Below are 21,034 nucleotides of genomic sequence, written 5' to 3'. Positions count from 1 at the left end.
AGGCGCGGATTTCTGTGGTGCGAGTCACCACTATGGCACTAATTCTCCGGTTTGTCGCCGGGTGCCATTTGGTCTGTGATCATTCTGTTATCTAGTCGACCGTATCGAAGTCTGCAGGGGTAGCCAAAATCGCGGAGTTGCTTGCATCACTCATTCCGGGCTGCGCGTGCAGCGATTTGCGCACCGCGCGGATGGCCGGGGACTGGGTGGAGGAATGCCGCATGGCGGTGAAGATGGTGCGCTCCGGAGTGCCGGGAAGATCCACCGTGCGCAGGCTGCTGCGCTGGTCGCGCAGGACCAGCTCTGGGAGCATCGCCACGGCGTTGCCCGAAGCGACTAACTGCACGTGAGCCTGCAAATCAGCGGTTTCGTAGCGCAGGTCCGGCTCGAACCCTGCAAGCCGGCAAGCCTGCAGGGCCCAGTGCCGGCTGGCGGCACCCGCGGGTTCCACCACCCAGGGCAGGGAGTTGGCATGCTCCAAGGTGTGCACCCGGTCGAATTCTGCATTTCCGGCCGCGCCTCGTGCCGGCAAGGCCAGGCGGATCGGATCGTGAGTCAGAACACGCCGATCGAGGTTGTCGTAGTGCGGCGCGGAATGTCCCGAGTACTGCTCCGCGACCACCAAATCGAAACTTCGGCTGCTGGTTTCATTCAGCGCGTCGGCTGGTTCCTGCTGGCTCATTTCCACCCGCAGATTGGGGTGCCTGGTGCGCAGTTCGCGCAGTACTGGCGGCATGAGCCGGAGCATGGCCGTCTGGAAAACCGCTAGCCGGACGGTTCCGGACACCGTGGACATGGCCGCGGACAGGTCCGCTTCGGCACGTTCCATGGAATCGAGCAGCTCTTCGGTGTGGGCCACCAGGATCTGGGCCTGCGGAGTGAGCTTGAGGGTGCGTCCGGTGCGCCGCAGCAGCTCCACTCCGCTTTCGGTTTCCAACTGGCTCAGCTGCTGCGATACCGAGGAGGGGGAGTAGCTCAGCGCGTCGGCCACCTCGGCAATGGTTCCGCGGATATGCAATTCGCGAAGCAAGCGCAATCTTCTCAGTTCAAGCACGGTTTTCCCGCCATTCAGTTAATAGGGGCTCACGGAGTCCAAATACTTCGGCAAAACCGAACGAACATCTTCGGCTTTGTTCACTTTTGCTTAAGACAATATAGGTTCATACTCGATCTTGCACACAGCTTTTCTTGGCGGTTCTCTGGCAACAGCAGACCACCGGATTAGCCATAACGACATCAGCGTTCGGTGCCGAACCACAAGTACGAATTGCATCGAAGGGACCACCAGTGTCTTTCACCTCCACCCAGCACGTAGTGCCAGCCGCACTAGATGCCGACGGCAACCCGCTCACCTCGCCGGCCGAACTCGCTGACGACGTCATCAAGCTGGTGCGCCGCTGGCTCACCGAAGCTTCCGAATACCCTGTAGATGCTGCCGCTGCCCGTCTGGCCGGTGTGCTCAAGGACCCCAAGGGCCTGGACTTCACCGTAGGCTTCGTCGATGGCGTGATCCGCCCCGAAGACCTGAAGGTCGCAGCAGCCAACCTCAAGGCGCTGGCTCCCATGGTGCCAAGCTTCCTGCCCTGGTACATGCGCAAGGCCGTCGCAGTAGGCGGCGCCATGGCCCCAGTCGTGCCGCAGGTAGTAGTTCCCATCGCCCGCAAGGTCTTGCGCGAGATGGTAGGCCACCTGATCATTGACGCCTCGGATGCCAAGCTGGGCGGAGCGATCTCCAAGATCAAGCGCGAGGGCGTGGACCTGAACGTCAACCTGCTCGGCGAGGCCATCCTCGGCGAAGGCGAAGCGGCCCGCCGCCTGGATGGCACCACCAAGCTGCTGGAACGCAACGACGTGGACTACGTGTCGATCAAGGTCTCCTCGACCGTCGCCCCGCATAACCACTGGGCGTTCGACGAAGCCGTGGAGCACATCGTGGAAAAGCTGCAGCCGCTGTACGAGCTGGCTGCCAACAGCCCGAAGAAGAAATTCATCAACCTGGACATGGAAGAGTACAAGGACCTGGAGCTGACCATCGCGGTCTTCACCAAGATCCTTTCCAAGCCGGAATTCAAGGACCTGCCCGCCGGCATCGTGCTGCAGGCCTACCTGCCAGATGCCCTGGGTGCAATGATCCAGCTCCAGGAATTCTCCGCGGCCCGCGTGGCCGAAGGCGGCGCACCCATAAAGGTCCGCGTGGTCAAGGGCGCCAACTTGCCAATGGAAACCATGGAAGCCGACATCCACGGCTGGCCGCTGGCCACCTGGCACACCAAGCAGGACTCCGACACCAGCTACAAGTCCGTGCTGGAATACGCGCTGCGCCCCGAACACGTGAAGAACATCCGCATCGGCATCGCCGGGCACAACCTCTTTGACGTTGCACTGGCTTGGCTGCTGGCCAAGTCGCGCAATGCCACCGACGGCATCGAATTCGAAATGCTGCTGGGCATGGCTACCGGCCAGGCCGAAGCGGTGCGCAAGGACGTCGGCTCGCTGCTGCTCTACACCCCGGTGGTGCACCCGCAGGAATTCGACGTGGCCATCGCCTACCTGATCCGCCGCCTCGAAGAGGGCGCCAGCCAGGAGAACTTCATGTCCGCAGTCTTCGAGCTGGCCAAGAACGAGGCCTTGTTCGAACGCGAGAAGAACCGCTTCCTCGCTTCCCTGGAAGCCATGTCCAATGTGGTCCCTGCCCCGCACCGCGTGCAGAACCGCCAGATCCAGGATCCGGCGCTGAGCACCCGCGTGGCCGGTTTCGCCGATGGCTCCACCGAATTCTTCAACACCCCGGATACCGACCCGGACCTGAACCAGAACCGTGCCTGGGGACGCGAGATCCTGGCCAAGATGCAGGAATCGCCGCTGGGCAAGGAACTGGTCAAGAACAACACCCTGAACAGCGCCGGCGAACTCGACGAGTCCATCGCCATGGGCGTGGATGCCGCCGCCGGCTGGCAGCAGCTGGGCTCGGCCCAGCGCGCGCAGATCCTGCACCGTGCCGGCCTGCTCTTCGAGGAGCGCCGCGCCACCTTGCTCGAAGTCCTGGGCTCCGAATGCGGCAAGACCATTGACCAGGGCGATGTGGAAATTTCCGAGGCCATCGACTTCGCGCACTACTACGCGGAACTGGGCCGCGAACTGGATGCCGTGGATGGCGCGAAGTTCGTCCCGTCGAAGCTGACCGTGGTCACCCCGCCATGGAACTTCCCGATGGCGATCCCAGCCGGTTCCACCCTCTCGGCGCTGGCCGCCGGTTCCTCGGTGATCATCAAGCCTGCCAGCCAGGCCGCCCGCGTGGGCGCTGTCATGGTGCAATGCCTGTGGGATGCCGGCGTGCCCAAGGACGTGCTGCAGCTGGTCTTCGTGGGCGATCGCTCCCTGGGCCAGCAGCTGGTCTCCGATGAGCGCGTGGACCGCCTGATCCTCACCGGCGGCTACGAAACCGCGGAACTGTTCCGCTCCTTCCGCAAGGACCTGCCGCTGCTGGCCGAGACCTCCGGCAAGAATGCCATCATCGTCACCCCGAACGCCGACCTGGATCTGGCTGCGCGCGACGTCGTGCAGTCGGCCTTCGGCCATGCCGGCCAGAAGTGCTCGGCAGCTTCGCTGGTGGTGCTGGTGGGCTCGGTGGCTGAATCCCGCCGCTTCAACAACCAGCTGATCGATGCGGTGAAGTCGCTGAAGGTCGGCTACCCGTGGAACCCCGAATCCCAGATGGGTCCATTGATCGGCGAGCCGGGCGAAAAGCTCAAGCGCGGCCTGACCACCCTGGGCGCCGGAGAGCGTTGGGCCATTGAGCCGAAACAGCTCGATGACTCGGGCAAGCTCTATTCGCCGGGCGTGCGCTACGATGTGGCCCGCGGCAGCGAATACCACAAGACCGAATACTTCGGCCCGATTCTCGGCGTGATGACCGCCAAGACCCTGGAAGAAGCCGTGGAGATCGTCAACGAGGTGGACTACGGCCTGACCTCGGGCCTGCATTCGCTGGATTCGGCAGAGATGGGCTACTGGCTGGAGAACATCCAGGCGGGCAACATCTACGCCAACCGCGGCATCACCGGTGCCATCGTGCAGCGCCAGCCATTTGGCGGCTGGAAGAAGTCGGCCATCGGCGCAGGCACCAAGGCCGGCGGTCCGAACTACCTGATCGGCATGGGCTCCTGGGTGGATGCCCCAGCCAAGCAGGGCGCAGCGCTCTCGGCATTCGACGAGCGCCTGCTGAACACCGCAGAACTGGATTCGGAGCAGGCGCAGTGGCTGGGCTCGGCACTGGCCAGCGACAAGCTGTGGTGGAACAACGAGTTCAAGCAGGCCAAGGACCGCTCGGGTCTGGTCGCCGAACGCAACATCTTCCGGTACCGCGCCGTTGACGTGACCGTGCGCTTCGAAGAAGCCACCAGCGGCCACGGACTGGCCGAGGCGCTGCGCGTCATTGCCGCCGGTGTCACCGCAGGTTCCCGCGTGATCTTCTCCGCTGACGTGCAGCTGCCGTTGGGCGTGCGCAACCTGTTGGCCGAGAACTCGGTCACCGTGGTGCGCGAAGACGCTGCGGCATTCGCCGCCCGTGCTGCGAAGCTGGCTGCGAAGACCGGTCCGGAGTCCGCTGCCCGCATCCGCCTGATCGGCGGCTCGATGAAGGCTGTCGCCGAGGCAGCCAACGGCAAGCCGGATGTGGCCATCTACGCATCGCCGGTGACCGCTGCCGGACGGGTGGAGATGCTTCCGTTCCTGCATGAGCAGGCCGTATCCATCACCGCTCACCGCTTCGGCACCCCGAATCACCTCAGTGATTCGCTGATCTAGCAGGCAAGCGCATAAAGCAGTGGCCAGCATCCATTTATTTGGATGCTGGCCACTGCTTTATGCCGGATGCTCTTTACTTCTTGCGTACCTTGTACTTGGCGACCAGAAGATCCGCGGTGGCGGAGAGGATCGCCGGAAGAATGTAGCGCGCCAAGGTCACCAGGGTAAAAGCGAGTACGGATCCGCTGGCCGAACCAGCCACGGACAGGGCCGCAAATCCCAGGCCCACCGCGGAGAGCAGGCCGACGATCCAGCCAGCGAGCTTGCGGGGACGCAGGACGAACCAGCCAACTAGCGAAAGCACCGGCAGGAGCAGGCCCCAGACGGTGAAGTAGCCGGTGTACATTCCTTGCAGATCCAGCGCGGAGACCAGGAACCAATCGCCATATTCCACGGTGTCCAGTACCGGCAGCTTCAGCAAGATGTCCAGGACCAGCGACAGCAGGACCAGCAGCATCGCGAAGACCTTGGTGTCCTTGCGCGCTTCGAGCAACCAGAAGCTGCCGATGGCCACGAGCCTGATCACTCACAAGGCGATCAGGGAGAGCAGGCTGCCGCCGGTGACATAGTCGGCGGTGGACAGCAGCGTGGATCCGGTGATGCCGGCGATCAGCACCAGCCAAACAATGATCAGGCGGGCCGGCAGATGCAACAGTGGTTTTTCTTCGCTCACTTAGCCAAGTCTAATGAAACTGGCTGTGCATCGACTTGGTTTCACCCTAATGGAGTACCGATTAGTAGGCCAATACAGGGCTAGGATGACTTGCATGGCGCGTTCATTCACTCTGATCCAGTTGCGGTATTTCATTGAAGTTGCGCGGTTCGAAAACATGCGTGCCGCAGCAGCGTCCTTGAATGTCTCGCAATCGACATTGTCTGCCGCGATCAACCATTTGGAACGCGATTTAGGCGTGCAGCTGTTCCTGCGGTTACCAAACCGTGCGTTGAACCTGTCCGAGGACGGGAAGCGACTTGTGGCAGGTGCCCGGAACCTTTTGGAAAATGCGGAGATCTTGCACTCGTCATTGAGCGGAGCGAGCCATGAACTTAGCGGAAGACTGCGCGTCGGAATTTTCGCGCCGTTGGCACCCTTCGTTGCACCGAGGTTGTTCGCAGCATTCAAATCCGCATTCCCCGGTATCGAATTGCAATTTATCGAAGGCGAGCAACAACAAGTTCTAGATGCCTTGCGCAAGGGCGAATGCGAAATAGCACTCATGTATGACCTCGGCGTCGGAGCAGAATTCTCGATGGAGCAGGTAGACCGGTTAGGTGCGCACGTCATCGTGGCCCAAGAACATCCGCTGGCGCAAGGCAACGGAACTGTATCGCTAGAGGACCTCGTTGACGAGCCGCTAGTTCTGCTCGATCAAGAACATTCAAGAGAGTACTTTCTCAAGCTCTTCTCCTCGTTGGGACTCCAACCCAATGTGGCCCATTGGGTTTCAGGATACGAGACCGTCCGTTCCTACGTGGCCATGGGGTTGGGATATTCGGTTCTGAACCGGCGTTTGTCGCATGACCTGACCTACACCGGCAAAGCCGTAGTGCCCCTGCAAATCAGTGATCCGGTCATTCCCATTTCAATTGTGGTCGCCTATCCGAAGGAGATGCAGATGACGCGGAAAGCACGGGCGTTCGCAGACCTTGCGGGCGAGATCCTGAACGACGGGTAACTTCTGATCGTTTTTAGCGATCACGCCAATAAAACTTTTGCGTTGGACGACATGACGTGGATCACAGATGGTTGAGTACTAAGAGGCCGGACTGCTCGTCCGCTCCTTCCACAGCAGCTTCCTGAGAATTCGGCGGAGCTTAGCCCGAAAGAAGGCAGACTCGTGACCCTGAATAGCATTGATGCCGGCGCGGTGCCGTCTACGACGAAATCCGACATGAAACAGAAGCGTCGTGTGCTGGCCGGTGGCAGCATCGGACAGTTCATCGAATTCTACGACTTCACGCTCTACGGGTTATCGGCAGTCACGCTGTCCGCACTCTTCTTCCCATCAGACAGCCCGCTGGCAGGCCTGCTCGCGACGTTCGCGACGTTCGGTGTCGCCTTCTTCGTCCGGCCGCTTGGCGGAATGTTCTTCGGCGTGCTGGGAGACAAACTCGGTCGCCGTAAGGTCTTGTTCATCACCTTGATGACTATCGGACTGGCAACATTCGCTATCGGACTGTTGCCGACCTTCGCGCAAATTGGAGCTCTGGCTCCAGCACTTCTGGTGTTGTGCCGACTCGTCCAGGGATTCTCGGCCGGCGGCGAATCTGTCGGTGCACCTGCCTTCGTCTTCGAACATGCGCCAATTGATAGACGAGGCTTCTGGCTGAACATCACTCTGGCAGCTACAGCATTGCCGTCGGTGATAGGTGGAACCCTGATCCTGGTGCTGTCCACGACGATGGACTCCGAAGATTTTGCATCCTATGGCTGGCGTATACCATTCCTGCTCGCCCTCCCGCTCGCACTCTTCGGCCTTTGGATTCGCTCCAAGACCGAAGAGTCGGAAGCATTCCAGCAGGTGCTCAAGAAAAACGAGCACAAGGAGTACAGCCCTTTGCGCCAGACGTTCGCAGAGAACAAGCTCCGGATGCTTCAGGTCATCTTCGTCATGGCGCTGACAGCCATGGGGTTCTACTTCCTCTCCGGATACTTCGTTTCCTATGTCCAGGTAACCGGAAACCTGAGCCTGGAAATGTCGCTAGTGGCAAATGCCGTAGCCATGGCCAGCTACGCGATCCTGCTTCCTATTGGCGGACGGTTCAGCGACCGCTTCGGACGCAAGCCGATGCTCATCGCAGGTTCCGCAGCGCTGATGATACTCAGCATTCCATGCTTCATGCTGGTAACCAGCGGTTCACTCGCCTTGGCAATCATAGGGCAACTGCTCTTCGTGGTTCCCATGTGTATTTATGGCGGCGGTTGCTACACCTTCTTCGTGGAAATATTCACCACCAGAACTCGGTACACTTCCTCAGCCATCAGCTACAACGTTGCCTACGCAATCTTTGGCGGCACTGCTCCATTCGTCGGGACGTGGCTGGTCTCGGGCACCGGTATTGCGATGATCCCAGGCGTGTACATGGCCACAGCCGCACTTATCGTGCTGTGTCTGCTGGTCTTCACCCCAGTGCCGGAAACCCATCCGCTTTATGCCAAGTCTTCGCCAGCCACCGGCCAGTAAAAGCGCCGTACTCTAACTTCACAGAAAGGAATTCACCATGCACAACGAATTTCTCGTTGACTTCCACCACGTTGCCGAATTCGGCGCAACGGATAAAAACGGTGTCGACCGGCAAGCAGCCACACCCGAGGACAAACTCAGTCGAGATTGGTTCGCGCGATTCACCAGGAACCACGGCTGGGAACTTCGCGTCGACACTATCGGCAACATGTTTGCATTGATCGAACTTACGCCAGGGGCCCCCTACATACTGCTGGGATCGCATATGGATTCGCAACCACTGGGTGGACGCTTCGATGGTGCCTACGGTGTCCTCGCAGGCCTGCATGCTGCCAAAGCCATTGAGTCAAGGTTGAAAGCGGAATTACAGCAGCCGGCCTTCAACATAGGGGTAGCCAATTGGTTCAATGAAGAAGGCGGCCGGTTCGCCCCGTCCATCATGGGCTCTTCTGTGTTCGAGGGCTCCATGGACGAACAACAGATGCTGCAAACCCGGGATTTGGCGGGGATCAGCGTCGCAGAAGCCCTGGAATCTCTTGGATACCTCGGCCACGATCAACGTCCTGAAGTGGCAGGCTACGCGGAGATCCACATCGAACAGGGACGCATCCTGGAACGAGAGTCGATCAACATCGGAGCTGTCGATTTTTCCTGGCACACGCAGAAGCTGGACGTCGAAGTGCTTGGGGAACAATCCCATACCGGTGCAACGGCCATGGCCGATCGTCATGACGCACTTGTCGCTGCGAGCAAGGTGATACTGAAAGTCCACGACGTCGTAGGACACTTTGCTGAGGGCAGCATCGTGTCGTCGGTCGGGCAAATGACGTTGGAACCGAATTCTCCGATTGTCGTAGCTCGTCGGGTGCACTTGGTTGCTGACCTTCGCGCCGAGATGAAAACGGACGTATTGCGAGCGCGACAAATTCTAATTGGGCATATTGCGGAGATTGCCCGTGAACACGACATTCGGATCAACGTCAATGATTTCGACGTGCGCGAGATTCAGTACTATCCCGAGTCTGGCCTTGAATTAATCGAGAAAATAACCGCCAATCTGGGCAAGAGCGTTCGTCGTATACGCACGATGGCTGGGCATGACTCGGTAGCGATGAACCGAATGGTGCCGACGGTCATGCTCTTCATTCCCTCAATCGACGGCGTCAGCCATTGCGAACGAGAATTCTCTACTGACGAGGACATGATCCACGGGTTGGAAGTCCTCACTGAGATTGGCTGGGAAATGATCTTTGGCGCCCTAGATGAGAATGCAGCGTTGGCTGGCAACGAGAGCAAAGCAATCCATGGGATTTCCGCATGATGGATGATCTAGCCTTCCTCAGCGCAACAGAGCAGTTATCAGCTTTCCGCAGTGGAGAAATCTCTCCTGCAGAGGTCCTTGAAGCCCAGTTTGAATTGATCAATGCCGACAGGGACCGTGGGGTCGAAAGAATCAACGCGCTGACCGAGACGATGGAAACCGAAGCATATGCTGAAGCTGCCAGAAACACGGAGGCGTACGCCAAAGCCCGTCGCGCAAATGAAGTGCAGCAGTTGCCGGCATTGTTAGGCATCAGTGTCGTCGCGAAGGAAAAACACGGGCTAGCCGGGCACAGCCTTTCGATGGGACTGCTCTCGCAGAAACAGTCTGTTGCCGAGGTCGACCATCCGATCATCGAACGGCTCCGAACTGCCGGAGCCATTATCCACGGCCGAGCGACGAGTCCTGAGTTCAGCTGCGCCACTGTAACGCACTCTCCTATCTGGGGAGTTACCCGCAACCCTTGGAACCCCCAAATGTCACCGGGCGGATCCTCCGGGGGATCGGGTGCAGCGTTGGCAGCCGGATTTACCACGTTGGCTACCGCCTCGGACATTGCAGGATCAACTCGAATTCCGGCTGCCTTCACCGGAACCGTTGGGTACAAGGCCCCATACGGAAGGATCCCCGGGGCTGGGGAATTGGCCGCTGATCGTTACCGCGGCGATGGGCCGATGGGACGAACCGTCGCGGATGTTCTGCTTATGTCATCAATCATCAGCGGTACGCACCCGGCTGATTCGAACTCTTGGGGATCGACAAATCCCAGCCAAGAATTTGAAGAAGCGTCTCTCGCCGACTTGAAGATCGGGGTCTCCCTGGAGCTGGGCAATTACCCCGTAAGCCAAATGGTTGCCGCAGCGTTCGCCTCGACGATCCAGCGGCTGCGGGATCTGGGCGCGAATATTGTGGAAGTCGACCTGCCCTGGACAACAGACCAGGTCAGGGAAACAAGCTTCGCCCATTTCGGACAAATTCTTGCCCCGGCGATGACCCAGATCATCGGGAACTCTAAAAATCCGAGAGCTGCTTATACCGATCAATTCATTGCCGACGCGCTGGCTCAGGCGGAATCAGTGTCATTGGTCGATTCCCTTCGCTTGGACGCACTGTTCAATCAGCAATTGAACACGGCTATGTCAGGCGTGGATGTCTTGCTTTGCCCGACGAACGCAGTCGATTGGCTGCAGGCCGACGGAGACTACCTGGACGGGATCAGCGTGGCAGGACGGAAGCTTAAGCACTATTGGGAGGGCCATATGACCAGTCCTTTCAACATCGCCAATCATCGACCGGTGATGAATCTTCCGTGCGGTGTGGGTGAGGCCAACGTTCCGATTGGACTGCAGATTGTCGGTCAGCCATGGGATGAAAGGACCGTATTCCAGGCTGCGCTCGCTATGGAACGAGTCATCCAGTTTACCAGTGGTAATCCATACCCAGCACTGGCAGGAACACCGACCGGTTAACATCAGGGAATATGCGGGGACCAGTCCAGAATGGACTGGACCCCGCCTATTCTTGCAGGCTCAGACCTCGAGTTTCAGTGCCTTGCGCAAGGTCAGCGCCCCACCGGTGTGCATCACTGCCCTGCCGTAGATCTTCTCGGCAAACAGCAGCACGAGCCAGCAGGCAGCCAGGAGAATTGCCAGCGAAAGAATCGGCTCCCAGAAAGCTACCTCGCCGGAGAGCAGGCGGCTAGGCATCGCCGCCGAGGAGACGATAGGAATGTACGAAGCGACCACCAGGAAGCTGCCCTTGGCATACAACCCGATAAACAGCACCGCCATCAGGAGGCCCACCACGGGCCCGCTGGATTGCTGCAGATCCTCGGTACGGGTAGCCAAGGAGCCCAACGCTGCCCAGATCCCGGCCAGAAGCAGGAAACCGCCGAAGAAGAACACCACGAACCACCCGGCCACCTGGGTGACAACTCCGAGGAACGGGATCTGGATCGGGGAAATGTAGGCAGCCAGCAAGCCAATGCTGAGGAAGGCCAGGAGCTGGATCATTGCGAGAACGACATTCCCGATGATTTTTCCTGCCAGCAGCTGGCGCAGCCGGATGGTGCTGGCCAGGATCTCGACCACGCGGTTCTGCTTCTCCTCGATGACCGAGTTGGCGATGGGCATGCCGAAGAGGAATGCGGCCATGTAGAAGAGGAATGAGAAGACCAGCGCCATGGCACTGGCCATCGCGGCCCGTTCGGAATCGCCATGGAGCTGATCGAGAATGAGGTCCTCGTTATCGGGCAGGCCAGCTGATTCCAGTCCGGCCTCGGCCAGCAGCTGATCGGTCTTCACGGTTTTCATTGCCTCGCGGACCAGGGAACTGAGCTCTTGGTCGACCGCGTTGAAACCGGTCAGCGTGAATTCCTGCGCATCGGCCGAACCGGACAAGGTCGCGTTCAGCCGCTCAGCGGATAGCTGCTGCTCCGCCTGTTCAGGAGCGAGCCTGGAAATGCTCAATTCCACGTCTTCGGGGCGATCCTGGATCACCTGCTCCAGCACCCGGAAACTGGCATCGTCGGTGGCAGCCACGGCGAAATTCGACGTGCGATTGGCGAGGAATCCGGTAACGGCGACCGATCCGATGATGAATAGCAAGGTCACGATGGTGCTGATGATGAAAGCTTTGTCGCGCAGCTTGGTTTCGACTTCGCGCAAGGCGACAATGAGCCATGGAGCCGTAGTGGTGTTCACTTGATGATCTCCCGGTAGATGTCGGCCAGCGAAGGGCGATGGACCGCGAACTCTGCGACGGGCCCGCGGCTCATGGCGGTGGCGAGCACGCGTTGGGCATCGGCTTCGGAATCGAAATTCACCAATGCGTCATGGCCTGAAATATCGATAACGGTGACCCCCGGTTCATTGCGCAGCCAGCCCGTGTCGGAGCCCAGGGACAACCGGTGCCGGGAGGCCTGCGTCGCACGGAGCCCGGCTGCCGATGAATTGGCCAGGATCCTGCCGCCCTGGATGATCACCAGATGATCCACCAGCACATCGAGCAGATCCAGCTGATGCGAAGAGAAGAGGACCGGCACGCCGCGCGCTGCGTAGTCGCGCAGGATGGAGCTCATTGCGTCCACCGCGATCGGGTCAAGTCCGCTGAAAGGTTCGTCGAGGATGAGCACGTCGGGTTCGTGCAGCAGTGCTGCGGTGACTTGAACGCGTTGCTGGTTGCCCAGGGACAGGGATTCGAGTTTCGACTTGGCGCGGTCAGCCAATCCGAAACGGGCCAGCAGTTCCATGGCCCGTTTGCGTGCTCCGGAGCGGGACAGGCCATGGAGCTGTCCGAGGTAGACCAGCTGGTCTATGACCGGCTGCTTGGGATACAGGCCGCGTTCCTCGGGCATGTAGCCGAAGTTGGGGCGGGTGGCTCCATTGAGCGGTTGGCCGTTGAGCGAAACAGAACCGGAATCGGCGCTGAGCAATCCCATGATGATGCGCATGGTGGTGGTCTTGCCGGCACCGTTGGCACCGACGAATCCGGTGAGCGCGCCGCCAGGTACGGTGAAGCTGATGTCATCGAGCACCAAATTCTGTGCAAATGACCGTGACACATGGTTTAGCTCAAGCATGTTTTCCTCTGCCAAGTATTGTTTCTACTCATCAGCTTAGGAAACTAAGCAGCATTTGCGCTCCGTCTGGAGAATGAAACTATTGGATGAGTCCGGCGCGGTGGGCGAATAGCACGCCCTGCACCCGGTCGCGCAGGTGCAGCTTCGCCAACAGGTTCGACAGGTGGGTTTTCACCGTGGCTTCCGACAAGGAGAGCACTGCGGCGATTTCCCGGTTGTTCTTGCCCTGGGCCAGTTCGCAGAGTACCTGGCGTTCGCGTTCGGTGAGTTTTTCCAGCTGCTGGGCCTCGGTAGTTGCCGCTGCCGAATCCGCGGCAGGGACCGCGCCGGTGCCACGCTGGATGAGCTTGAGCGTGACTTCGGGGGAGAGCAGCCCGTGGCCGGCGGCCACCTGGTGCACGGCGGCCACCAGCATTTCAGGCTCTGCATTCTTCAGCAGGAACCCGCTGGCCCCGGCATCCATGGCCTCGAAGAGGTAGTCGTCGCGGTTGAAGGTGGTCAGCACAATGACTTTGGTCTGGGTGGTGCTGGCGATCAGCTTCGTGGCTTCGATGCCGTCCATCTGCGGCATTTGGATATCCATCAGGGCCACCGTGGGGTTCAGCTCGCGAACCATTTCCAGGCCCGCTTGGCCGTTGCCTGCCGTGCCGATGACCTGGATCTGCGGATCGGTTTGCAAGATCAGTTTCAGCGACGAGAGGATCAGCGACTGGTCATCGCAGATCACCACGGTAATTTTGCTCATGTTGCCAGTCTAGTTGCCGCGTCGGAAACCACGCGCAACCGGGCCCGGGTACGCCAGCCGTGCGGAATGCGCGGGCCGATTTCCACTAGCCCGTGATGCAGCTTGGCGCGTTCGCGAATGCCACGCAGGCCGTAGCCGCCACCGGCGGAATCCGGCCGGGGACGGCCGCTGTCGGTGACCTCGACTTCTATCCATGCGCCATCGGCATCGGTTCCCGAACGCAGCGACAAGGTAGCTGTGCGGGCCGTGGAATGCGCACGGACATTGGCCAAGGCTTCGCCGCTGATGCGGTAGAGCGCGAGCGACAGGCCTGCCGGCAGAGCGGAAATGAAGCCGGGCTGGTGTTCATCGCGGGAGATCTGGATGCTCAGTCCCTGGCGTTCATTGGCTGCGATCAGCTCATCGAGCTGCGCCATGGAGGGTTCGGGGTTCCGTGCCCCCTCAGCGCTGTTCGGCGAATCCTCCGGTCCGCGATGTTCGCGCAATACGCCCAGCAGTGCCCGCGTTTCGCTGACTGCACTGCGTGCCGAGGACTCGATGCCGCGCATCAGTTCGATGGACTGCTGGGGATCGCGCTCATGCACCATGCGGGCGGCCGAAGCCTGGATTCCCACCGAGGCAATGTGGTGGGCAATGACATCGTGCAGCTCGCGGGCGATGCGCAGCCGTTCCTCGTTGACCGCACGGTCTGCCAGCTGCTGGGACTGGTCGGCAATGCGCTGGGCCTGGGTTTCAACTATTTGGCTGGCGTAGGCATTGGTCCAGCTGACCATGCCCAGGAAGATCGCGCCGCCGAAGTACAGCAGGTTCGTCAGCAGGTTGTAGAAGATGAAGGCCGTTGACGTCGGCAGCACGCCTGCTGGATCCTCGACCATGGAAGTTCCGGTGGCCGTGAGCAAGTCGGAGGTGAAGAAGGTGACGATCACCCAGGTGGCCATGAACAGCAGCACCACGCTCATCGCTATCCACAGTCCCCGGCGGTTCTTCGACCACGTGACCGCGGTGTAGATGCCGATGAAATAGGCCAGCTGCGCGCAGAGCTCCATGCCGACTTGGTAGGTATTTTCGCTTCCGGCGCCCACGAAGGCAGCCGAACCGATGAGCATCATGGTGATGGGCCAGCGCCGGCGGAACATCAGCGGCACGATCAGGGACACAAGCACGAGATAGGCGAGAAGGGGATCGGGCGCGTTCTCTTGCTCGGTCAGGGAGAGCAGGAGTTCGTGCATGGCCAGCGCCAGCAGGAGGAAGCCCGAAGCGACGATAATGTCGCGGCGCAAGCTCTTCTTATCCGGAGACGGACGTTCCCAATCCATCGGAGGCAGCGTTGGGAGCCTCCGGTGTACTAGCTCGGGGAGTCGGTACATGGTGTTCCTTGATCATCTCGTTGGCCAGGCATTGGAAACGACTTTACCGGTCTGCGGTTTTCCGGGCATGAGCCTGGAGGCTTACCCCTGGCGTTGACCCGGGAGGAAATGCGCTAGGCAGAAAGGTTACTAGGCAGTAATGTGATGGTATGCACATGATTTTCCGAATCCTCATGGTTTACCTGAACAGCAAGAAGGCTTCCAAGCTGTCCATGTTCGACACCAGCTCAGTGGGCATGCGTGCCACGCTGACCGATATCGACTTTGCCGGCCACATCAACAACGGCATGTACTTCTCGATCTTCGATCTCGGACGCTTCGACTTGATGTTCCGTTCCGGTGTCTGGGACATCATGTCCAGGAATAAATGGGTTCCGGTCGTGCAGACCGAGACCATCACCTTCCGCAAGTCGGTGCGCCTGGGAACCAAGTTCTCCCAGGAAACCCGGCTGATCGGCATGGACGACAAGTGCATCTTCTTCGAGCAGCGCATCGTCGTGAAGGGCGAAATCTACGCTCGCGCCTATGTCGCCACCCGGATGACCTCGAAAAAGGGTGCGGTTTCCAACGAGGAAATCCTGGCTGCGGTCGGCTTGGAACTGCCAGCAGATATGGTGCTGCCCGAGTGGCTGCACCAGTGGCGCCAGGACGGAGCGCTGCCCAGCACCCGCAAGCCGGCCCCGCACAATTGGATCCGCTGAATCAATTCACTCGCGCAATTCCTGCTGGACCGGGCCGCCATGCCGTGCCGGGGGACTCAGCGTGCGGGGTTCGGCGAAGCCTTGGCCGCATCAATGAACATGGCGATCAGCTCGGGATCCTTGACTCCGCGCGATGATTCGACGCCCGAGGAGACATCGGCGCCGAAAGCGCTGGACGCAGCTAGGACATCAGCAACATTCTGCGGGGACAGTCCGCCGGCCACCAGCCAGCGCCGCCCAGCGGCCAGATCCTTCACTGCCGCATAATCCCAGCTTTCGCCGCTGCCGGGGACCGAGGCGTCAATGAGCAGCAGATCTTCGCCCCAATCGGCAAACTGCTCTTCCGGGTCATCGCGCCGCACCGCGCGGATGACCTTGAACCCGGCCTCATGGGCGGTGCTGACATCCGTTGCCGTGCGCTGCCCGTGCAGCTGCACCCAACTCACGCCGGCGTCCGCAGCACGCTGAAGCACCGTCTGGATCTCTTCGCCGCGGAATACCGCCACGGTGGCAATGCCTGCGGGAACCGCCTCCACCAATGCGGCGGCGCGCTGCGCGGAAATTTCCCGGGCACTGGGCGTGAGCACGAACCCGATGGCGTCAGCACCATGGGCCGCAGCGGTTTGCACGTCCTGGGCCGTGGACAAACCGCACACTTTGACGAAGGGCTTTGCTGCATTCACTTGGCGTTCTCCTTGGCCATATGGATTGGGGTGTAACCGCCAGGCGCGTTGGCGCGGATGGCCAGCAAGTCGCGGGCGTGATTCCACAGCCGCTTGTCCTCCCCGGTGACGGGCACCCAGGGCTTGACCGGAACAGCGGTGCCGGTTTCATCGCGGGTCACCATCACGGTCAGGCAGTAGGTCGTCAGCTGCATTTCCCGGATCTTCGGATCGCCAGAGCGCACATGCACCGCAATGTGCATCCCCTTGTTTCCGGTGTAGACCAGGCGGGCCTCGACCTCCACCAGGTGGCCGATCAGCAGCGGACGGTAGAAACGCACGCCGCCGGAGAACACCGCAACGGTTTCTTGCTGGCAGTAGCGGGCCGCGCACAGCTCAGCGGCATCGTCAATCCACTTCATCACGATGCCGCCGTGGACCTTGCCGCCCCAGTTCACATCGGTGGGCGCCGCCAAAAAGCGCAGCGTCACGCGTTCGGCGGTTCCTTCATCGGTGTATACCTGTTCATTCATGGACGCGACGATCTGCTCGCGGATCTCAATGCGCGCCAGCGCATTCTCGCGCATGGCGATTTCCCTGGCCGTCCCCGGGGTGAATGCCGGAACCGGGGTTGGCTTGCCATTCTCGCCGACGGCTACGAAGATCACCAGGCAGCTGCTGGAATTCACCGGACGCAATTCGCGCGGATCGCTGAAGGACACCTCGGTATGGATGTGCATGGAGCTGGTTCCGGTGTACACCACCGAAGCGGTCACTTCCACCAGATCTCCGGAGTGGATCGGGTCTTCGAAGTGGATATTGCCTACATAGGCGGTGACGCAATAGCTGGAGGACCATCCCACCGCCGCGGCGTAGGCGGCCTTGTCGACCCACTCCAGAACGGTGCCCGCAGGAACAATCCCGGTAACATCGACGTCGGTTGGTGCCGCGAGGAATCGCAAGGTGACAGAATGCGGACGTTGTTTCAGCTCCGGGGTGCTCATGCACTCCAGTTTCGCGCACAACGCGCATCACAGGCAATGTATGACGCTTCACGGCCCAGCCTTGCCGGCAAGCCCCACGGCGCGGAACTGCCGGTGGGCTCTGCCCTAGGATAGGAGGGTGCGTAGGGTCTTTGGAATATTTTCGGCTGCAACAGCCATCGTGGTGGCACTGAGCCTCAGTGCCGCGGCCGGAACCGCCGGCTTGGTGATCGTCGTGGGCCAAGGCCTGGATGAACTCATGGCCCATCGCCCGCTGGGCACCCAATGGTATGCCAGCGCCTTCGGCGAACTGCTGATCATGGCGGTTGCCACCTTCTTGATCCCGGTGGTGATCTCGCGCAACAGCCTCGACCTGACCGAGTACCACCGCATGAAGCTGCTCAAGCATTATCTGTCCATCGGCCCGCTGGCGGTGCGCGCCACCGGCGATGGGGAGCTGCTGCATGCGGCGATGGACTCGGTGGAGCGGTCCGTGAAATACCGTTCCAGCTTCATCGGCCCGGCCATCTCCGCGGTAGCCACCCCGGTATTGATCCTGTGCTTCATCGCCTTTGCCATCGATCCGCTCAGCGCACTGGTGCTGCTGGTTCCCACCGCGCTGGTCCCGGTCATCGTCCTGGGCTTCCAGCGGCGCTTCGGCTCCTCGAACGGCGAGTACCGCCGAGCCCAGGGCATCCTTTCGGCGACCTTCCTGGACGCACTGCGCTCGCTGGGCATGCTCAGGCTCAACGGCGGCAGCCGGTGGATGGGATCGCGCATCGAGCAGGCCACCGAACGCGTACGCCAGCAAGTGATGAAGCTGCTGGCCCGCAACCAGTTGATCTTGCTGGTCATCGATTCCAGCTTCGCCGTGCTGCTGCTCGCCAGTGCCGCCCTGCTGGCCTGGTGGCGCGCCAGCTCCGGGGCCATCACCCCGGGTTCTGCCCTGTCGCTGGTGATCCTGAGCTTCCTGATGCTCGCCCCGGTCAACTACGTCGGCAGCTTCTTCTACATCGGGATGACCGGCAAGGCTGCCGAGAAGAAACTGGCCGAAGTCGCCGACATCCCCATGCACCGTTCCATGGCCAATCCGCTGCACGTGGACCTGCGCCACCGCGATCTGATCCTGGAAGAAGTCAGCGCCAGCTACGACAGCGGGCACCACGCGCTGGACAAAATTTCCTGGCATTTCCCGGCCGGTTCGCGTACTGCCATCATCGGCCCCTCGGGCAGCGGCAAGACGACGCTGCTGCGCGTGCTCCAGGGCCAGCTCGAAGCTTCCTCCGGCACCATCCGCGATGCCCGGCAAGCCATGGGCCCGGCAACCTTGAAGGCCAATACCGCCGTAGTGGAACAGCACGCCACGCTCTTCGGCATGAGCCTGCGCGAGAACCTCCTGCTCGGTGCGCCCCAGGCTGCCGACGGCGAACTGCTCCTGGCGCTGCGCCAGGTCGGCATGGGAGCGTGGTTCGAGGCGCAACCCGGGGGATTGGCCCAACGCCTGGGCGAGGGCGGGGCACGGCTTTCTGGCGGCCAGGCCCAACGCCTGTCGCTGGCCCGCGCCCTGCTGGCGCAGCGTCCCGTGCTGTTGCTCGATGAGCCCACCAGCGCCTTGGACGTCAAGACCGAAGCGGACGTGCTCGGGACCCTGCGCTCCTTGGACCGCAGCACCACGGTCATCACCGTCACCCACCGGCTGGGGTTGCTGGCCGACTACGACTACGTGCTGGTCATGGACCACGGGCAGCTCATCCAGGCCGGACGCCGTGACGAGCTGCTGGCCGCCGACGGCTATCTCAAGGAAGCCATGGACGGATTCCGCCAACGCGCTGATGCGCTGCATGCCAGTGGCCGGAGCCAGCGGGGGGAGGGGAACTAATGCGCACGCAGAAAATCTCCACGATCAAAACCGTCGCCTGGCTGATTGGCAGCACCAAGGACCTGCTCCCGCCGCTGCTGCTGGCCTGCGTGCTGGCCTGCGCCACTCGCCTGGCTTCGCTGGGGATCTACGCTGTGGCCGGGTTCGGCCTGGCCAAAGCCCTGCACCTGGGCGGTGCGCAGCTGCCTCTGGACCTTGGCTGGGGACCGCTGATCGCCGTGGTCATCCTGCTGGGGCTGGCCAAGGGGGCGGTGCGCTACCTGGAGCAGTATGTAGGGCACCGGGTGGCCTTCCTGTCTCTGGCGCGGCTGCGCAACCGCATGTACCAGGCATTTGAACGCCAAGCGCCATTCGCCGCGGACAGCAAGAATTCCGGCGGCATGCTCGCCAAGGCCACCAGCGACATCGACAAGGTTGAAGTGTTCTTCGCCCACACCCTGCCCCCGGCGGTGGCGGCAGTGGCAGTCAGCGGCCTGGCAACCTGGGGAACCTGGGCGGTATTCGGCATGCAACCGGCCCTCGTGCTGCTCGCCGGCTACGTGCTGATCGGGCTGGCCATCCCGGCCCTTGGCGTCGGCGCCCTGCGCCGTACCGCGCGGGCCACCGCCAGTGCTCGCGGCACCCAGAACCAGCTACTGGCCGACGCGCTTGCCGGCATCGACGTGATTCACGGATTCAATGCCGGCAAACCCGTCATGGCGCGGATGCGCGAAAGCCTGCACGAAAGCCGGCAAGCGGCGCGCTCGGCCGGAACCGTGAGCGCGGTACGGGCCACGCTGACCCAGCTGGTGGTCTGGGGCAGCCTGCTCGCGCTCTTTGTCCTGCTGGGAACCGCCGGGCAGTTCGGCACGCTGATCGTGCTGTGCTGTGCTCTGGTCCCTTCCTATGAAGCGGTGCGCGCGGTAGACGGGTTCATCCTGGGCCTGCAGGATTCGCTGGCCAGCGCTCGCCGGCTGTACGCCACGGCGATAACCAGCCATCCGGTTTCCGAACCCGCCAACCCGGTTCCCCTTCCTGCTTCCGGCACCTTGCGCGTGGCGGATCTGTCGGTTGCCTTCGAGCGCCATCGGGTAGTTCGCGGCGTGGATTTCGAGCTGGAACCAGGCTCCCTGCTCGCATTGGTGGGCGAAAGCGGCTCCGGCAAATCGTCGGTCGCGGCAGCCCTGGTGCGCTCGGTGGAAGCTGCCGGCACCGCCAGCTTCGGCGATGTGCCGCTGGAGGCCGCCAGCTTGGCGCAGCTGCGCACCCGGATCATCCTGGTCTCACAAGAGGCGGTGATGATCCGTGGAACGCTGCGCGAGAACCTCTTGCTGGGTGCGGAAGGGATCAGCGACGCCGAGATGGAGCAGGTCCTCGACGAGCTGGGCATGGGCCCCTGGCTGCGCCAGCAGAAGGCCGGATTGCAGACCCGGTTGGGGGATCGCTTTGCCCGGCTTTCCGGTGGCCAGCGCCAACGCGTGGCCCTGGCCCGGGCGCTGCTGCGCAACCCCGCGGTATTGATCCTCGATGAATCCACTAGCGCCCTGGATGCACGCAGCGAACAGCTGGTCCTGGAAGCAGTGGAACGCCGCCGCGGTGAAGGGATGGCGGTGCTGATGATCAGCCACCGGCTATCGATCCTGGCCCGGGCGCAGAACGTGCTGGTGCTCCATGAAGGAGTGGTGCTGGAACGCGGTGCGGCGCCAGCGCTATTGGCCGATGGGCAATCCTTGTTCTCCCGCATGGCCGTGCGCGAAGCGGACCGGATTTTGCCAAGCTGATCCACGCCCCGCCCAATGGATGGAACTGACAAGGCAGCGGGGAGG

Annotated in this window: 17 protein-coding genes; 8 read left to right on the top strand and 9 right to left on the bottom strand. The window is 61.5% G+C overall.

Features of this window, described 5'->3' with window-relative positions:
- Positions 1 to 91: 91 nt before the first annotated feature.
- A complete protein-coding gene (locus ACWICV_RS07725) occupies positions 92 to 1,054 on the bottom strand; it encodes a LysR family transcriptional regulator (RefSeq protein ID WP_454090526.1) in 963 nt (320 codons plus the stop codon).
- A 233-nt stretch (positions 1,055 to 1,287) separates the two neighbouring features.
- Here ACWICV_RS07725 and ACWICV_RS07720 point away from each other — a divergent pair, with 233 nt between their 5' ends.
- Complete coding sequence (locus tag ACWICV_RS07720; protein WP_454090527.1) at positions 1,288 to 4,806, top strand: proline dehydrogenase family protein; 3,519 nt, start codon at positions 1,288 to 1,290, stop codon at positions 4,804 to 4,806.
- Between the two features lie 73 nt (positions 4,807 to 4,879).
- Here the strand turns inward: ACWICV_RS07720 and ACWICV_RS07715 are convergent, their stop codons facing one another.
- Positions 4,880 to 5,320: a hypothetical protein gene (locus ACWICV_RS07715; protein ID WP_454090528.1), complete on the bottom strand. Its 441-nt coding sequence runs from the start codon at positions 5,318 to 5,320 to the stop codon at positions 4,880 to 4,882.
- Between the two features lie 12 nt (positions 5,321 to 5,332).
- Positions 5,333 to 5,479 carry a hypothetical protein gene (locus ACWICV_RS07710; RefSeq protein WP_454090529.1) on the bottom strand — a complete coding sequence of 49 codons (147 nt, stop codon included), beginning with the start codon at positions 5,477 to 5,479 and terminating at the stop codon, positions 5,333 to 5,335.
- Between the two features lie 94 nt (positions 5,480 to 5,573).
- On the opposite strand from ACWICV_RS07710, the gene ACWICV_RS07705 reads away from it, so the two are divergent.
- The 4 genes from ACWICV_RS07705 to ACWICV_RS07690 all read left to right on the top strand — a co-directional run bounded on the left by ACWICV_RS07705 (position 5,574) and on the right by ACWICV_RS07690 (position 10,781).
- Entirely contained in the window at positions 5,574 to 6,482 is a 909-nt protein-coding gene (locus tag ACWICV_RS07705; protein WP_400343791.1) for a LysR family transcriptional regulator, read from the top strand.
- 162 nt (positions 6,483 to 6,644) lie between these two features.
- Positions 6,645 to 7,991: an MFS transporter gene (locus tag ACWICV_RS07700; RefSeq protein ID WP_359192590.1), complete on the top strand. Its 1,347-nt coding sequence runs from the start codon at positions 6,645 to 6,647 to the stop codon at positions 7,989 to 7,991.
- A gap of 37 nt (positions 7,992 to 8,028) precedes the next feature.
- A complete protein-coding gene (locus ACWICV_RS07695; protein ID WP_454090530.1) occupies positions 8,029 to 9,312 on the top strand; it encodes a M20 family metallo-hydrolase in 1,284 nt (427 codons plus the stop codon).
- Positions 9,309 to 10,781, top strand: coding sequence for an amidase (locus tag ACWICV_RS07690; protein WP_402473504.1), 1,473 nt, complete (start codon positions 9,309 to 9,311; stop codon positions 10,779 to 10,781). Before ACWICV_RS07695 ends, ACWICV_RS07690 begins: the two co-directional genes overlap by 4 nt.
- A 60-nt stretch (positions 10,782 to 10,841) precedes the next feature.
- Here the strand turns inward: ACWICV_RS07690 and ACWICV_RS07685 are convergent, their stop codons facing one another.
- The 4 genes from ACWICV_RS07685 to ACWICV_RS07670 form a co-directional block, all read right to left on the bottom strand.
- Positions 10,842 to 12,014, bottom strand: a complete 1,173-nt coding sequence (locus ACWICV_RS07685) for an ABC transporter permease (protein ID WP_359192582.1) — start codon at positions 12,012 to 12,014, stop codon at positions 10,842 to 10,844.
- Positions 12,011 to 12,892, bottom strand: a complete 882-nt coding sequence (locus ACWICV_RS07680; protein WP_402473503.1) for an ABC transporter ATP-binding protein — start codon at positions 12,890 to 12,892, stop codon at positions 12,011 to 12,013. Before ACWICV_RS07680 ends, ACWICV_RS07685 begins: the two co-directional genes overlap by 4 nt.
- Positions 12,893 to 12,971: 79 nt before the next feature.
- On the bottom strand, positions 12,972 to 13,637 hold the full coding sequence (locus tag ACWICV_RS07675; protein WP_454090531.1) for a response regulator: 666 nt from the start codon (positions 13,635 to 13,637) through the stop codon (positions 12,972 to 12,974).
- Positions 13,634 to 14,953 (bottom strand): sensor histidine kinase, encoded by a 1,320-nt coding sequence (locus tag ACWICV_RS07670; RefSeq protein WP_454090532.1) that lies wholly within the window; start codon positions 14,951 to 14,953, stop codon positions 13,634 to 13,636. The genes ACWICV_RS07675 and ACWICV_RS07670 overlap by 4 nt, the downstream gene beginning before the upstream one ends.
- Before the next feature lie 200 nt (positions 14,954 to 15,153).
- Between ACWICV_RS07670 and ACWICV_RS07665 the strand changes: the two genes are divergently transcribed.
- Positions 15,154 to 15,705 (top strand): acyl-CoA thioesterase, encoded by a 552-nt coding sequence (locus ACWICV_RS07665; RefSeq protein ID WP_105658869.1) that lies wholly within the window; start codon positions 15,154 to 15,156, stop codon positions 15,703 to 15,705.
- Between the two features lie 56 nt (positions 15,706 to 15,761).
- On the opposite strand, the gene ACWICV_RS07660 is transcribed toward ACWICV_RS07665, so the two are convergent.
- Both ACWICV_RS07660 and ACWICV_RS07655 read right to left on the bottom strand, forming a co-directional pair.
- Positions 15,762 to 16,388, bottom strand: a complete 627-nt coding sequence (locus ACWICV_RS07660; RefSeq protein ID WP_402473502.1) for a phosphoribosylanthranilate isomerase — start codon at positions 16,386 to 16,388, stop codon at positions 15,762 to 15,764.
- Entirely contained in the window at positions 16,385 to 17,371 is a 987-nt protein-coding gene (locus ACWICV_RS07655; RefSeq protein WP_454090533.1) for an acyl-CoA thioesterase, read from the bottom strand. Before ACWICV_RS07655 ends, ACWICV_RS07660 begins: the two co-directional genes overlap by 4 nt.
- A gap of 118 nt (positions 17,372 to 17,489) precedes the next feature.
- On the opposite strand from ACWICV_RS07655, the gene ACWICV_RS07650 reads away from it, so the two are divergent.
- The gene (locus ACWICV_RS07650; RefSeq protein WP_454090534.1) at positions 17,490 to 19,229 is read left to right on the top strand and encodes an ABC transporter ATP-binding protein/permease; all 1,740 of its coding nucleotides are present in this window, start codon (positions 17,490 to 17,492) and stop codon (positions 19,227 to 19,229) included.
- Positions 19,229 to 20,989, top strand: a complete 1,761-nt coding sequence (locus tag ACWICV_RS07645) for an amino acid ABC transporter ATP-binding/permease protein (RefSeq protein ID WP_402473499.1) — start codon at positions 19,229 to 19,231, stop codon at positions 20,987 to 20,989. Before ACWICV_RS07650 ends, ACWICV_RS07645 begins: the two co-directional genes overlap by 1 nt.
- Positions 20,990 to 21,034: the final 45 nt, after the last annotated feature.

The sequence above is a fragment of the Glutamicibacter sp. NPDC055354 genome (assembly GCF_053644955.1).
The sequence above is the reverse complement of the archived record's forward strand: the minus strand, read 5'-3'. Positions and strand labels throughout refer to the sequence as shown.

Excerpts from the sequence above, each read along its gene's own strand:
- ACWICV_RS07705 (WP_400343791.1), top strand. The coding sequence starts at position 5,574 with ATGGCGCGTTCATTCACTCTGATCCAGTTGCGGTATTTCATTGAAGTT.
- ACWICV_RS07695 (WP_454090530.1), top strand. The coding sequence starts at position 8,029 with ATGCACAACGAATTTCTCGTTGACTTCCACCACGTTGCCGAATTCGGC.
- ACWICV_RS07690 (WP_402473504.1), top strand. The coding sequence starts at position 9,309 with ATGATGGATGATCTAGCCTTCCTCAGCGCAACAGAGCAGTTATCAGCT.
- ACWICV_RS07680 (WP_402473503.1), bottom strand. The coding sequence starts at position 12,892 with ATGCTTGAGCTAAACCATGTGTCACGGTCATTTGCACAGAATTTGGTG.
- ACWICV_RS07675 (WP_454090531.1), bottom strand. The coding sequence starts at position 13,637 with ATGAGCAAAATTACCGTGGTGATCTGCGATGACCAGTCGCTGATCCTC.
- ACWICV_RS07670 (WP_454090532.1), bottom strand. The coding sequence starts at position 14,953 with ATGGATTGGGAACGTCCGTCTCCGGATAAGAAGAGCTTGCGCCGCGAC.
- ACWICV_RS07665 (WP_105658869.1), top strand. The coding sequence starts at position 15,154 with ATGCACATGATTTTCCGAATCCTCATGGTTTACCTGAACAGCAAGAAG.
- ACWICV_RS07655 (WP_454090533.1), bottom strand. The coding sequence starts at position 17,371 with ATGAGCACCCCGGAGCTGAAACAACGTCCGCATTCTGTCACCTTGCGA.
- ACWICV_RS07645 (WP_402473499.1), top strand. The coding sequence starts at position 19,229 with ATGCGCACGCAGAAAATCTCCACGATCAAAACCGTCGCCTGGCTGATT.